The sequence below is a fragment of the Curtobacterium sp. LFS084 genome, from assembly GCF_047977705.1.
In the GTDB taxonomy this organism is placed as follows: domain Bacteria; phylum Actinomycetota; class Actinomycetes; order Actinomycetales; family Microbacteriaceae; genus Curtobacterium.
Genome location: NZ_JBFPFM010000031.1, coordinates 1 through 12,269, shown reverse-complemented (window position 1 = coordinate 12,269; position 12,269 = coordinate 1). Strand labels below are relative to the sequence as shown.

At 72.9% G+C, this 12,269-nt stretch carries 13 protein-coding genes and 1 pseudogene; 5 read left to right on the top strand and 9 right to left on the bottom strand.

Annotated elements, in window-relative coordinates:
* Positions 1-36: 36 nt before the first annotated feature.
* Positions 37-483 (top strand): MarR family winged helix-turn-helix transcriptional regulator, encoded by a 447-nt coding sequence (locus ACNQOV_RS14230; RefSeq protein WP_416395264.1) that lies wholly within the window; start codon positions 37-39, stop codon positions 481-483.
* Positions 484-546: 63 nt separating this feature from the next.
* On the opposite strand, the gene soxR is transcribed toward ACNQOV_RS14230, so the two are convergent.
* Positions 547-1,035 (bottom strand): redox-sensitive transcriptional activator SoxR, encoded by a 489-nt coding sequence (soxR, locus tag ACNQOV_RS14225; RefSeq protein ID WP_022907799.1) that lies wholly within the window; start codon positions 1,033-1,035, stop codon positions 547-549.
* 120 nt (positions 1,036-1,155) lie between these two features.
* Here soxR and ACNQOV_RS14220 point away from each other — a divergent pair, with 120 nt between their 5' ends.
* The gene (locus tag ACNQOV_RS14220; protein WP_402268837.1) at positions 1,156-1,350 is read left to right on the top strand and encodes a hypothetical protein; all 195 of its coding nucleotides are present in this window, start codon (positions 1,156-1,158) and stop codon (positions 1,348-1,350) included.
* 9 nt (positions 1,351-1,359) lie between these two features.
* On the opposite strand, the gene ACNQOV_RS14215 is transcribed toward ACNQOV_RS14220, so the two are convergent.
* Positions 1,360-2,388, bottom strand: coding sequence for an aldo/keto reductase (locus tag ACNQOV_RS14215; RefSeq protein WP_416395262.1), 1,029 nt, complete (start codon positions 2,386-2,388; stop codon positions 1,360-1,362).
* 187 nt (positions 2,389-2,575) lie between these two features.
* On the opposite strand from ACNQOV_RS14215, the gene ACNQOV_RS14210 reads away from it, so the two are divergent.
* A complete protein-coding gene (locus ACNQOV_RS14210; RefSeq protein ID WP_416395260.1) occupies positions 2,576-3,820 on the top strand; it encodes an MFS transporter in 1,245 nt (414 codons plus the stop codon).
* Positions 3,821-3,880: 60 nt separating this feature from the next.
* On the opposite strand, the gene mnhG is transcribed toward ACNQOV_RS14210, so the two are convergent.
* The 7 genes from mnhG to ACNQOV_RS14175 all read right to left on the bottom strand — a co-directional run bounded on the left by mnhG (position 3,881) and on the right by ACNQOV_RS14175 (position 11,177).
* Positions 3,881-4,237: a monovalent cation/H(+) antiporter subunit G gene (gene mnhG / locus ACNQOV_RS14205; protein ID WP_022907803.1), complete on the bottom strand. Its 357-nt coding sequence runs from the start codon at positions 4,235-4,237 to the stop codon at positions 3,881-3,883.
* Entirely contained in the window at positions 4,234-4,578 is a 345-nt protein-coding gene (locus ACNQOV_RS14200) for a sodium:proton antiporter (protein ID WP_416395258.1), read from the bottom strand. Before ACNQOV_RS14200 ends, mnhG begins: the two co-directional genes overlap by 4 nt.
* Complete coding sequence (locus tag ACNQOV_RS14195; protein WP_022907805.1) at positions 4,575-5,162, bottom strand: Na+/H+ antiporter subunit E; 588 nt, start codon at positions 5,160-5,162, stop codon at positions 4,575-4,577. The genes ACNQOV_RS14200 and ACNQOV_RS14195 overlap by 4 nt, the downstream gene beginning before the upstream one ends.
* Complete coding sequence (locus ACNQOV_RS14190; RefSeq protein WP_416395256.1) at positions 5,159-6,859, bottom strand: Na+/H+ antiporter subunit D; 1,701 nt, start codon at positions 6,857-6,859, stop codon at positions 5,159-5,161. Before ACNQOV_RS14190 ends, ACNQOV_RS14195 begins: the two co-directional genes overlap by 4 nt.
* A complete protein-coding gene (locus ACNQOV_RS14185) occupies positions 6,856-7,266 on the bottom strand; it encodes a Na(+)/H(+) antiporter subunit C (protein ID WP_022907807.1) in 411 nt (136 codons plus the stop codon). Before ACNQOV_RS14185 ends, ACNQOV_RS14190 begins: the two co-directional genes overlap by 4 nt.
* Positions 7,263-10,151 (bottom strand): Na+/H+ antiporter subunit A, encoded by a 2,889-nt coding sequence (locus ACNQOV_RS14180; RefSeq protein ID WP_416395254.1) that lies wholly within the window; start codon positions 10,149-10,151, stop codon positions 7,263-7,265. The genes ACNQOV_RS14185 and ACNQOV_RS14180 overlap by 4 nt, the downstream gene beginning before the upstream one ends.
* A gap of 171 nt (positions 10,152-10,322) precedes the next feature.
* A complete protein-coding gene (locus ACNQOV_RS14175) occupies positions 10,323-11,177 on the bottom strand; it encodes an SDR family NAD(P)-dependent oxidoreductase (protein ID WP_416395252.1) in 855 nt (284 codons plus the stop codon).
* A gap of 62 nt (positions 11,178-11,239) precedes the next feature.
* Between ACNQOV_RS14175 and ACNQOV_RS14170 the strand changes: the two genes are divergently transcribed.
* Complete coding sequence (locus ACNQOV_RS14170) at positions 11,240-11,962, top strand: SDR family oxidoreductase (protein WP_022907810.1); 723 nt, start codon at positions 11,240-11,242, stop codon at positions 11,960-11,962.
* Positions 11,959-12,269 (top strand): annotated as a pseudogene (locus ACNQOV_RS14165) (hypothetical protein); the annotation flags it as partial. The gene ACNQOV_RS14170 and the pseudogene ACNQOV_RS14165, both read left to right, overlap by 4 nt.

The following is a 12,269-nucleotide window of genomic DNA, read 5'->3' as shown; positions in this document are numbered from 1 at the left end:
ATCATAACTCATTGTCGACGTCGGTAGGGTGACGGCATGGGATCCGCGCCGTCCGACGACCTCCTCGCCGAGCTCGCCGACGTCGTGCTCCGGATCTCGCGCGAGATCGACCCGAACGGCGCCCGGTCGCTCGACATCGTGCCGCTGACCGGTACCGAGGCGCTCGTGATGCGGTGGATCGACCGGAACCCCGGGTCGACCCCGAGTGCGGTGGCCGAGGCGACGGCCCTCAAGCGCAGCAACCTGAGCGTGGCGGTCGGGTCGCTCGTCGCGAAGGGGATGGTCGAGCGTCGGCCCGACCCGGACGACGCCCGGACGGTGCAGCTGTACTCGACCGAGCTCGCCGCGGGCAGCATCGAACGGCTGCACGCGCACTGGGCCGGCATGCTCCGGCAGGCGCTCGGGGGCGATGACGAGGGTGTGGCGACGACGTTCGCCACGCTCACGCGCATCGACGACCACCTGCGCGACGCGACGCGCTGACCGCGACGCGACCGGCTGACGGACGGGAGGCGCGGGTCGGCCGCGCCCCGCGCCTCCCGTCCGTCAGGCGGTGCGGTCCGGCACCTCGTCCGCGATCGGCAGCAGTCGCCGGGCGCCGTGCCCCTCGGCGCCGAGCTGGTCGCCCGGGTTCATCACGAGGCAGGCGTTCAGCGACACGCAGCCGCAGCCGATGCACTGCGTCATCTCCTCCTGCAGCCGCTCCAGCTCGAGCTGCCGGGCGCGGAGCCGTGCGCGCCACCGCTCGTTCAACCGGTTCCAGTCGCGCAGTGACGGCATCCGGTCGGACGGCAGCGTCTCGAACTGCTCCGCGACCTCGCTGAGCGGGATCCCGAGCCGTTTCGCCACCTGGATGATCGCGATGCGCCGCTCGACGTGCCGTGGGTAGAGGCGGGTGCCCCCAGCCGTGCGCTCCGGGTGGATGAGGCCCTTGCGCTCGTAGAAGTGCAGGGCCGACGCCGCGACCCCGGTCCTCGCGACGACCTCGCCGATCGTCAGGAGGTCGGTCGGGCTCGGACGCGGGATCTCCACCATGGTCGAGATCCTAGGTCAGCACCGGAGCCCATCGACATAGCGGTTGACATGCAATTTGATGTGCAATATGTTGAACACCACGAGCCGCGAGGGGCGGCTCCCGACCCGGAAAGGTCCACCATGACCACGATCCTGCAGCCCCGCACCGCCCGTACCACGACCGCCCGAGCGGCCCGTCCCGACGCCGCGAGCACGACGCTCGCCCTCGACGGCGTCCTCGGTCGGCTCGAGCGCACCGCCGCCCGCCTTCCGTACGCACTGGCGGTGCCGGTGATCCTCGTGCACGCGGCACTCAGCACGCTCGCCTACCGCTGAGCGGAGCCGTCAGGGGGTGAGGACGCGCCCGCGCAGGCGCTCCCGGCTGAGCCCCGGCAACGCGATGCCCGTGTCCTGTTCCAGCACGTGCGTCCCCGGCGGCACGATCCGGTCGATCGCGTCGAGGACCTCGTCGTCGAGCACCACCTCGGCCGCCTGCGCGTAGGCGTCGACGTGCGAGATCGTGCGCGGGCCGACGACCACCGACGACACGTCCGGATGGGTCAGCGCGAACCCCACCGCGAGCTCGAGCAGCGTCAGACCGGACTCGTCGGCGAGGCGCCCGAGCCGATCGGCGACCTCGAGCTTCCGACGGTTCGCCGGGGCGCCGACGTCGTACGCGTGCGGTTGCTCGAGCGCGCGTGGCGACCGGGGCTGCGCGGTGCCGTCCCGGTACGCGCCGGCGAGCCAGCCTCCGGCGAGGGGTGCTGCCGCGAGCACACCGAGGCCGAACCGACGGGCCACCGGGAAGGCCGTGCGCTCCGCGGTGCGCGTGGTGATCGAGTACGGGGCGTGGGTCGCGCTCGCGCTCTTCCCGCCGGACCGGAGCCACTGTGCCTCGACGAGCTCCTCGGCGGGGAAGCCCGGGATCCCGAAGGCGCGGATCTTGCCCTGGGTGACGAGGTCCGCGAGCGCGTCGAGCGTCTCGTCGAGCGAGGTCGCCGGGTCCGGGTGCGCGGGCTGGTACAGGTCGATGACGTCGGTGCCGAGGCGCTCGAGGCTGCGCTCGACCGCACGGAACATCCAGCGCCGGCCGTTGCCGTGGTGCGACGGGTCGTGGTCGACCGGGTCGCCGAACCGGACCGCCAGGAACACGTCGTCCCGTCGGTCCCCGAGCGCCGCGCCGAGGACGGTCTCGGTGAGCCCCGCGCCGTCCGCGTCGGACACGTCCACCGCGGTGACCCCGCGCCCGAGCGCCTCGTGGACGAGCCGGACGGCGTCGTCGACGTCACGCTCGGCGACGGACGACACGGCACGCGTCCCGAGGGTCAGCGCGCTGACCGGGGCTCCGGTCCGCCCCATGCGTCGCTGTTCCATGGCCGCCACGATAGGAGGACGCACCCCGCGACGGGCCCGGGTGACGAACCGTTACCGCTGGTACCCTGGGTCCGCTCCACCAACACGCAGTGTGTATCTACCGGCCGTCGGCTCCCCGGCGGACAACGGCGGCACCCGATGGGTCCGCCCCCGAAGCTCCCGGGCCGGGCCGAGAAGGCACACCTCCATGCTCCAGACCAGCTCCACCCCGTCCGCCCCCGCGACCACCGACGACCGGTCCCTCGTCGCACACGCCGGACGCTGGTACTTCCCCGTAGCGTTCGTCGCCCGGCTCCCGTTCGCGATGATGGTCGTCGGCGTGCTGACGCTCGTCGTCTCCGCCCGTGACTCGGTCGCCCTCGGCGGTGTGAACTCCGCCTCGGTCGGCATCGGCGCCGCGGTCTTCGGCCCGCTCGTCGGTGCCGCCGCGGACCGCTTCGGGCAGCGGAACGTGCTCGTCCCCGTCGGTCTCGGGAACGCCGTGCTGCTCGGGGTGTTCCCCTTCGTGGTGGACGGCACGGCGCCGGACGTCGCGGTGCTCGCGCTCGCGTTCTGCATCGGCGCCTCGGCACCGCAGGTCGCCCCGATGTCCCGGACCCGGCTCGTCGCGATCATCGGGCAGCGGATGGCGCCCGCACGTCGGAGCAAGGTCCTGAGCGGCACGATGGCCTACGAGTCCGCCGCCGACGAGACGGTGTTCATCATCGGGCCGTTCCTCGTCGGGATCCTCGCGAGCGCGATCGCCCCGTGGGTCGCCGTCGCCGGTGCCTCCGCGCTGACGTTCGTGTTCGTCACGGCGTTCGCGCTGCACCCGACCGGCAAGCTCGTGCTCGGCCGCCACGAGGAGCTCGAGCAGGCCCCGGCGCGCCAGCTCCTCCGCCCCCGACTCGTCGTCGTCGTGGTGGGGATCCTCGGTGTCGGCCTGTTCTTCGGCGCGACCCTCACCTCGCTCACCGCGTTCATGGAGACGCACGGCGAGCCGTCGCAGGCTGGGCTGCTCTACGGCCTGATGGGCATCGGCTCCGCGGGGCTTGCGCTCGGCTCGGCGGCGTTCCCGCGCGGCTTCGCCCTCGGGTGGCGCTGGCTCGTGTTCGGCGTCGTGCTGCTCGGCGGCGCGGTCTGGTTCTCGCAGGCCGGTTCCGTCGTCGCCGTGGGCGTCGTGCTCGCGGTGATGGGCATCGGCATCGGCCCGACCCTGGTCGCGCAGTACAGCCTCGGCTCCGACCGGTCGCCCGTCGGCCGCTCGGCGACCACCATGACGATCCTCGGCTCCGCGGTCATCGTGGGCCAGTCGGTCGCGTCGGCGATCACGGGCGACGTCGCCGAACAGCACGGAGCCGGTGCCGCGATGCTGTTCCCTGCCGCGTCCGCGGCGATCGTCGTGCTCGCCGCGGTGGCGAACCTCGTGCTGTCGCGTCGCGCACACGCGTGACCGCCTGACGGTCCGGAGGGACGGTGCGGGCCCGCACCGCGCCTCCAGGCCGTCAGCTCGTCACGACTCGGTGTCGTCGACGAGCAGGTCCTCGTGGCGGTAGTCGTCCGCCCGCAGGCCGGCCCGCGCGATCATGTGCGTCGACACCGGCACGAGGAACAGCTGGAACACCATGATCGGCAGGACGACCCACAGCGCGGTCCACGTCCACACGGCGACCACGACCGCGGCGAGGGTGAACGCGAGCCCGAGGACCTGCGGCTTCGCCATGGCGTGCAGCCGGACGAGCGGGTCGGGGAACCGGACGATCCCGACCCCGGCGCCGAGTGAGAGCACCGACCCGACGAGGAGCAGGGCGAGCGCGATCCACGCGCGAACCCCGGCGCCGTCGATGAAGCCCTGGATGATGTCGATCACTGGGGACGCTCCTGCTCGTCGGCGTGCTCGGGCGTGGTCACGGTCAGGCCCTCGTCGGACGGGTCCGAGGACGGTGTGACCGCACGCGCGACGGCGATCGTGGCGAAGACGCTCGTCGCCGCGATGACGACGAGGACGGGGACGGCGGTCAGGTCCCGCCGGACCACCATCGCGGCGCCGATCACGACGAGGGCGGTCGTCAGCACCATGTCGGAGCCGATCATCCGGTCGAGGATCGTCGGACCCCGCACGATGCGGAGGACCGCGAGCACGAGGGTGGCACCGAGGAGCGCGAGCACCAGGGCGATCCCGATCCCCATGACGACGACTGCGGCGCTCATCGCGTGACCTCCGGCAGGGGTTCGGACAGTTCGGAGAGGTCCTGCTTCGACCCGAGCGCGCGGATGACGAGCGTCTCGATGCCGAGCGCCTCGCGGCGGGCCGCCTCGACCTGCTCGACCCGCTCGGTGTCCAGCACGTGCAGCAGCAGCCGCCGTCGGCGCAGGTCGACGTCGGCGACGTAGGAGCCGGGCACGAGCGAGATCGCGAGCGTCGCCAGGGTGAAGGTCATCTCGGACGTCGTGTGGAGCTGCACGAGCGTGATCGAGCTCCGGCGGACCCCGCGCGGACGCAGCGCGACCCAGGCGACCCGGAACGAGGCGAGCACGACGAGGCCGGACCAGACGACGAGGAACCACGCCGCGTGCGGGATCGAGAACCGGGCGGACAGCGGCACCGGGGGCAGCGGGAGCAACTGCGTGACGAGGAGCGCGACGACGATCCCGCACAGCAGGGTGAGCGGCGTCCACGAGCCCCAGAGGAGCGCCCACAGCACGGTGAGCCCGGCGACGAGGGGGACGTCGTAGCGCCACGCGACGGCGATGCGCCGCGCGTTCGTGATGCGCCGGGTGCTGTTCGCGGTCACCGGTCACCCCTGAGCACGGCCTGCACGTAGCGGTCCGGGGACTCGAGCGACTCCGCCGCGCGGGTCGCGTAGCCGTACAGCGGACCGGCGACGACGGTGAGGGCGACGGAGCCGAGCACGGCCACGGTCGTGACCCCGACGAGCATGCGCGGCAACCGGACGTGGGTGGGCGCCTCGCCGACGCCGCCCTGCGTGGCCGTCGGTGCGGTCTCCGGACGGGAGGCGCGGCTCGCGTGCGGTGCGTCGGTGACCGTCACCGAGCCTCCCGGGTGGAAGGCCTTGCCCGTCTCCTCGGAGACGGTCAGGGGCGCCGGTTCCGGCGACCGCAGGTGGGCGTGCGGCTCCGCGACGCTCGCGTGCGGGGCCGCTGCCTCGGCCGCGGGCTTCGGCCGCCAGAAGGCGGCGTCCCAGACGCGCATGAGCGCGTACAGGGTCAGGAGGCTCGTCACGACACCGGCGGCGATGGTCGCGTACGCCAGCGGTGAGCCGTCGATCGCCGCGGCGCGGAAGAGCCCGAGCTTGCCGATGAAGCCGGAGAACGGCGGGATGCCACCGAGGTTGAACGCCGGCACGAGGTAGAGCGCGGCGAGCAGCGGCGCGGCCTTGAGCAGTCCGCCGAGCGATCTCGTCGAGGTCGTGCCGCCCACGCGCTCCATCAGGCCGGAGACCAGGAAGAGCGTCGTCTGCACCACGATGTGGTGGACCGTGTAGAAGACCGCGGCGGCCGTCCCCGCGACCGAGCCGAGGCCGACGCCCATGACCATGAACCCGATGTGGCTGATGAGCGTGAAGGACAGCAGTCGTTTCACGTCCGTCTGCGACACCGCACCGAGCACGCCGACCACCATCGTGAGGATCGCCACGATGAGCAGCACCGTGTTCAGCTGCGGTCTCGGGAAGATGATCGTCTCGAGCCGGATGATCGCGTAGATGCCGACCTTGGTCAGCAGGCCCGCGAACACCGCCGTCACCGGGGCCGGGGCGGTCGGGTAGGAGTCCGGCAGCCAGAACGCCAGCGGGAACACGGCCGCCTTGATGCCGAACCCGATGAGCAGCATCGTGTGGAGGAGCAGCTGCACGTGCTCCGGCAGCCCCGCCACCCGCTCGCTGATCTGGGCGATGTTGACGGTGCCCGTCGCGCCGTACACGAGGCCGATCGCCGCGAGGAAGATCGCCGACGCGATGAGGCTCGTCACGATGTAGGTGGTGCCTGCTCGCACGCGCTGCTCGCTGCCGCCGAGGGTGATGAGCACGTAGCTCGCCACGAGCAGCATCTCGAACGCCACGTAGAGGTTGAAGAGGTCCCCGGCGATGAAGGAGTCGAGGACCCCGGCCGCGAGCACGAGGTAGGTCGGGTAGAAGATCGTGACCGGTGCCTCGCCGTCGTCGGCCGCGAGCCCCTGGCCGATCGAGAAGAGCAGGACGATCAGGAGCACGCTCGCGCTCACCGTGAGGAGCAGGGCGCTCAGCCGGTCGACGACGAGCGAGATGCCGTACGGCGCGTCCCAGCCGCCGACCTGCACCACGAACGTGCCGTGCTGGTCGACGAGCACCATGAGCGTCGCGGCGACGGCCAGGGCGACGACGAGCACCACGACGGTGATCGCGCGCTGGAGCTTCTGGTGGTTGAGGAGTCCGAGCGCGACCGCGGCACCGAGCAGCGGGACGAGGACGAGGAGCGGGACGAGCCAGGTCATCGGGTCGCCTCCTGTTCTGCGTCGGTGGTGGTCTCGGGGTCTTCGTCTGCCGGTTCGTCGCGTTCCCGGCCGATCGCGACGTCGGCCTCGTCGACCTCGACCTCGTCGGCGCGGGAGAGCTTCCACGAGCGGTGGATGAGCGCCAGCAGGAAGGCGCTCACCGCGAACGTGATGACGATGGCGGTCAGGGCGAACGCCTGGGGGAGCGGGTCGGTGATGCCCTCGGACGACTTGCCGATCGGCGGGTTCCCGGCGGCGCCGGACATCACGAGCAGCAGCAGGTTCAGGGCGTTGCCGAGCAGGAGGAACCCGAGCAGCATCCGGGTCAGCGAGCGCTCGAGGAGCAGGTACACCCCGCAGGAGAACAGCACCGCCATCGCGATGACGAGCACGAGGGTGACGGTCATGTGGCGCTCCCTTCCGGGGTGGGGGCTTCGGTGGCGTCCCGCACGGGCGTCGCGGACTCCTCGAGGCGCTGCCGGTCGACCTCGGCGCCGAGGCTGCGGAGGACGTCGAGCACGAGGCCGACGACGACGAGGTAGACGCCGATGTCGAAGAACGTCGCGGTGACGAACTCGACGTGGCCGAGCACGGGGACGGTGGCCTCGAAGAACTCGGAGTACAGGGCCTCCTTGCCGAAGAACATCGGTACGAGTGCGGTGATCGCGGCGGTCGCGACGCCGAGGCCGAGCAGGCGACCCGCGCGCACCGGGGCCGCGGCGCCGAGCTCGGCCGGGCCGCCGGCCAGGTACCGCGCCGCGAGGGCGATGCCCGCGACGAGCCCGCCGGCGAACCCGCCACCCGCCGCGTTGTGTCCGGCGAAGAGCAGGTAGACCGACAGCACGATCAGGCCGTGGAACAGCAGCCGCACCACGACGTCGAGCAGGGCCGAACGGCCGGTCGGGATGGCAGCGCTCGTCGGCAGCCAGGCGCGGGGTTCGCCGTCCGTGCGCTCCTCGCGGCCCGGGGCGAGCCGGGCCGGCAGGTCGCGGAGGCGGGGGAGGGTGTCCTCGCGGGAGTTCACGAAGATGAGGCTCGCGACACCCGTCGCGGCGGCGACCACGACCGTCAGCTCGCCGAGGGTGTCCCAGCCGCGCAGGTCGACCAGGGCGACGTTCACCACGTTCAGACCGTGCCCGAACGAGCTCGTCAGCGCCGGCAGGTCCGGCCAGAGCGGTCGGGCGGTGCGGGCCGACGCCGAGACGACCACGACGACCGCCAGCGTCAGGCCGGCCAGCCCGGCGAACAGCGCCCGCGCGATCCGGAACCGCGACGGGTTCGCCGTGTTGATCCGCGGGGGCAGCCGACGCAGGACGAGCACGAAGGCGATGAGGGTCACGGTCTCGACCACGAGCTGGGTCAGGGCGAGGTCGACGGCGCCGTGCAGGACGAACAGCACGGACATGCCGTAGCCGGTCACGCCGACGAGCACGGCGGCGGCGAAGCGGGTCTTGGCGGTCAGGACGGCGATCGCGGCGATCGACATGACGATCACGACCGGGACCTGGCCCCACGAGTCGGCGAACCGGACGTGGAACGCCCACGGGCCGCCGACCACCAGGTTGACGAGCGCCCCGGCGACGAACACCGACAGGATGACGGTCAGGTAGTAGGGGAGCGAACCGCGCTGGAGGCCGGCGGTGAGGCCGGTCGCCACGCGGTCGAGGCCGCGCATGAGGTGGCGGTAGGTGCCCGACGCGCTCGGCGATCCGGCGAGGCGGTGCTGCAGCGCCTCGACCGGGCGGCGCAGGGCGAACAGTGCGATGCCGCCGAGGAGCGTCACGGCGGACAGGCCGAGGGCCGGCTCGAGTCCGTGCCAGAGGGCGAGGTGCGGGACCTCGCCGTCGAGGGCCGCGGTGTGTGCGGCGGGCTCGATGCCGAGCGCGACGAGGGGTGTCGCCACCCCGAGCGCGAGGCCCGTGACGGCGAGCACCGACGGCACGACGCCGAGGCCGTGCAGCCCGTGCGGTTCGGTGTCGGGGACTCCAGGCTTCCGCCCGAAGGCACCCCACAGGAACCGCAGCGAGTACGCCACGGTGAGCACCGAGCCGATCGTGACGCCGACGAGCGCGATCCACGCCCAGGCGGCGTCGGGGCCGTGCAGCGAGTCGATGAAGCCGGTGAGCACGGCCTCCTTCGCGACGAACCCGATCGTCGGCGGGATGCCGGCCATCGACAGCAGGGCGAGGACGGCGACGACGGTGGTCCAGGGCATCCGCCGGCCGAGCCCGCTCAGCTTCGCGAGGTCGCGGGTTCCCGTGACGTGGTCCACCGCGCCGACGACGAGGAACAGGGTGGACTTGAACGCGGCGTGCGCGACCAGCAGTGCCACGCCGCCGAGGGCGACCTCGGGAGCACCCCACCCGGCGGCGAGCACGAGGAACCCGAGCTGGGCGACCGTGCCGTAGGCGAGCAGGAGCTTGATGTCGGTCTGGCGGAGCGCGCGGTACCCGCCGATGAGCATCCCGAGCACGCCGAGCACGGTGATCGTCTCGCGCCAGCCGCCGAGCAGCGCGAACGCGGGGGCGAGCCGGGCGACGAGGTAGATGCCGGCCTTGACCATCGCCGCGGCGTGCAGGTACGCGCTCACCGGGGTCGGTGCCGCCATCGCCGCCGGGAGCCAGAAGTGGAACGGCACGATGGCGGACTTCGTCAGCGCACCGAGCAGGACGAGCACGACGGACACCGAGACGATCGTCCCCGACGGCGGGTCGGCGACGATTCCGGAGAGCGACGTCGTGCCGGCGGTGACCGACAGCACCACCAGACCGGCGAGCATCGCCAGGCCCCCGGCGGTGGTGACGACGAGCGCCTGCATCGCCGCCGCACGACTGGCGCGCTTCACCGAGTCGTGCCCGATCAGCAGGTAGGAGAAGACCGTCGTCGCCTCCCACAGGACGAACAGCACGATGACGTCGTCGGCGACCACGAGCCCGTACATCGACCCGGCGAAGGCGGTGAGGACCCCGGCGAACCGGCCGAGCCCCGGTTCGTCCGGACTGAAGTACGAGGCGCAGTACACGAGGACGAGCGCTCCGACCACGCTCACCACGAGGGCGAGGACCCACGACAGGGCGTCCATCCGCAGGGCGATCGCGAGGTCGAGCTGCGGCACCCACCGGAACCGCTCGGTGACCCCGCCGTCGAGCGCCGGACCGGTCTGCACCACGGTGATGACCGCGGCCGCTGCCGGTGCGAGGGCCGCGACGTGGAACACACGGCGGCCGAGGACGGGGGTCAGGGCGGGGACGATCAGGGCGACGATCGCGAACGCGACGAGGACGATGACCATCGGGCACCTCCTCGGGGTCGGGCTGCAGTCCGGCTCACTGGGCCCTCACAGCCTACGGAGAGGGGGATGTGGAGTTCCTGAGTGGGCGGACAGGGAGGCCGATCGAGGATCAAGCTTCCAGCACCACTCTGCCCGTCTGCCCGCCGCCCTGTCCGGTCCGGTCTCCTCGGATCAGCGGCCGTACGCCCGTGCCGGGATCTGGGTCGCGAGCTTGCCGCCGGACACGTCCAGCAGCGTGCCCGTGACGTACCCGGCGGCGTCGCTCGCCACGAACACGAGCAGGTCGGCCACGTCGTCGGCGGTCTCCCACCGGCGCAGCGAGAGCGTGTCGAGGAGCCGGTCCTGCGCCGCGGTCGGCATCGTCTCGAACCCGTTCATCGCCGTCGGCACCATGCCGGGCGCGTAGGCGTTCACGGTGATGCCCCACGGCCCGAGCTCCGACGCGAGCACCCGGGTGAACGCCACGACGGCCGACTTCGACGCCGCGTAGGCAGCGCTGCCGACGCTCGGCACGATCGCCGCGAAGGACGCCGCGTTGATGATCCGTCCGCGGCCGGCTCGCTGCATCACGGGCGCGACGGCCTGGCTCACCAGGAAGGTCCCGCCCACGTTCACGTCAATGCAGCGCCGCCAGTCGTCCCACCCGAGGTCCGCCACGGCGCCCTCGACGTTGATGCCGGCGTTGTTGACGAGGACGTCGATCGTCCCGTGGCGTCGGACGACCTCGTCCACCGCGCGGCGGACCGAGTCGGGGTCGGCGACGTTGCACACGATCCGGTCGACCGGCGGCGCACCGGCGGACCGGTCGGCCGCGGACACCCCGGCCCCGGCCACGGACACCCCCGCCCCGGCACCCGCCCCGGCCGATGTCCCGGCGCCGGTCCCGCTCGCCTCCGGCCCGTCGAAGGCCAGGTCGAACGCGACGACCCGGCACCCCTCGGCGTGGAACCGGGCGGCGAGCACGGCACCGATGCCGCGGGCCGCCCCGGTCACGACGACCACGCGGTCGGTCAGGTCGAGGTGCATCGTCGCTCCCGTCGTCGTGCGGTCGTGGTCCGACCGCGCTGGAATAGGCATACCATTCCCGCATGGATGGTGCACGTGTGCTCTGGGTCACCGGCGGCGGCAGCGGGATGGGGGCGGCGAGCGCCCGCGCGGCCGCCCGCGACGGGTGGACGGTGGTGCTGAGCGGCCGCCGGGCGGACCGGCTCGCCGAGGTCGCGGACGCGATCCGCGACGCGGGCGGGACGGCGGACGTGCTGCCACTCGACGCGGCTGACCCGGACGCGGTCGCCGCGGCCGGCGAGACCCTGCTCGCCCGGCACGGACGGCTCGACGGGCTCGTCCTGTCGGCCGGGCTGAACGCGCCCAGGCGTCGCTGGGACGACCAGTCGCTGTCGGACGTCCGCGCGGTGATCGACACCAACCTCACCGCGGTCGTCACGGTCCTCGACCGGGCGCTGCCCGCGCTGCGCGCGTCCGGCGGGACCGTCGTCGTCGTGTCCTCGTACGCCGGCTGGTCGTTCCAGCCCGGTGCCGGGGTCGCGTACTCGGCGTCGAAGACCGCGCTCGGCTCGGTCGTGCGGACCCTCAACCAGCAGGAGGCCGCGCACGGCGTCCGAGCGACCCACCTGTGCCCGGGTGACGTCGCCACCGACTTCCTCGACCAGCGGCCGTCGGTGCCGGACGCGGCCGCCCGTGCGGTGATGCTCCGACCGGACGACGTCGCCCGCGCCGTGTCCTTCGTGCTCGAGGCGCCGTCGCACGTGCGCGTCGACGAGCTCGTGGTCAGTCCGGTGTCGCAGCGGTGATCTTCGACCGGGTGCTCGACGGGCTCGGCACCGCGATCGTCGACGGGTCGCTGCCCCCGGGGCACCGCGACAGCATCGACGGGTTCGTCTCCCGCACCGGGTCGAGCCGCAGCATCGTCCGCGAGGCCGTCCGCGTCCTCGTCGGCCTCGGGCTGCTGAGTGCGGGTCGGCGGGTCGGGCTCCGGGTCCTGCCGGCCTCGGAGTGGGACGTGCTCGACCCCCGCGTCGTCCGGACCGGTGGCGGCGGCGAGGCGGTCGGCGGCGGCGAGCAGCGCCTCCTGGCTCGCACGCTGCGACGCGTCGGACG

Bases quoted from the DNA above. Each gene is read 5' to 3' on its own strand.
- ACNQOV_RS14230 (WP_416395264.1), top strand. From the start codon at position 37: ATGGGATCCGCGCCGTCCGACGACCTCCTCGCCGAGCTCGCCGACGTC.
- soxR (WP_022907799.1), bottom strand. From the start codon at position 1,035: ATGGTGGAGATCCCGCGTCCGAGCCCGACCGACCTCCTGACGATCGGC.
- ACNQOV_RS14220 (WP_402268837.1), top strand. From the start codon at position 1,156: ATGACCACGATCCTGCAGCCCCGCACCGCCCGTACCACGACCGCCCGA.
- ACNQOV_RS14215 (WP_416395262.1), bottom strand. From the start codon at position 2,388: ATGGAACAGCGACGCATGGGGCGGACCGGAGCCCCGGTCAGCGCGCTG.
- ACNQOV_RS14210 (WP_416395260.1), top strand. From the start codon at position 2,576: ATGCTCCAGACCAGCTCCACCCCGTCCGCCCCCGCGACCACCGACGAC.
- ACNQOV_RS14200 (WP_416395258.1), bottom strand. From the start codon at position 4,578: ATGAGCGCCGCAGTCGTCGTCATGGGGATCGGGATCGCCCTGGTGCTC.
- ACNQOV_RS14190 (WP_416395256.1), bottom strand. From the start codon at position 6,859: ATGACCTGGCTCGTCCCGCTCCTCGTCCTCGTCCCGCTGCTCGGTGCC.
- ACNQOV_RS14185 (WP_022907807.1), bottom strand. From the start codon at position 7,266: ATGACCGTCACCCTCGTGCTCGTCATCGCGATGGCGGTGCTGTTCTCC.
- ACNQOV_RS14180 (WP_416395254.1), bottom strand. From the start codon at position 10,151: ATGGTCATCGTCCTCGTCGCGTTCGCGATCGTCGCCCTGATCGTCCCC.
- ACNQOV_RS14175 (WP_416395252.1), bottom strand. From the start codon at position 11,177: ATGCACCTCGACCTGACCGACCGCGTGGTCGTCGTGACCGGGGCGGCC.
- ACNQOV_RS14170 (WP_022907810.1), top strand. From the start codon at position 11,240: ATGGATGGTGCACGTGTGCTCTGGGTCACCGGCGGCGGCAGCGGGATG.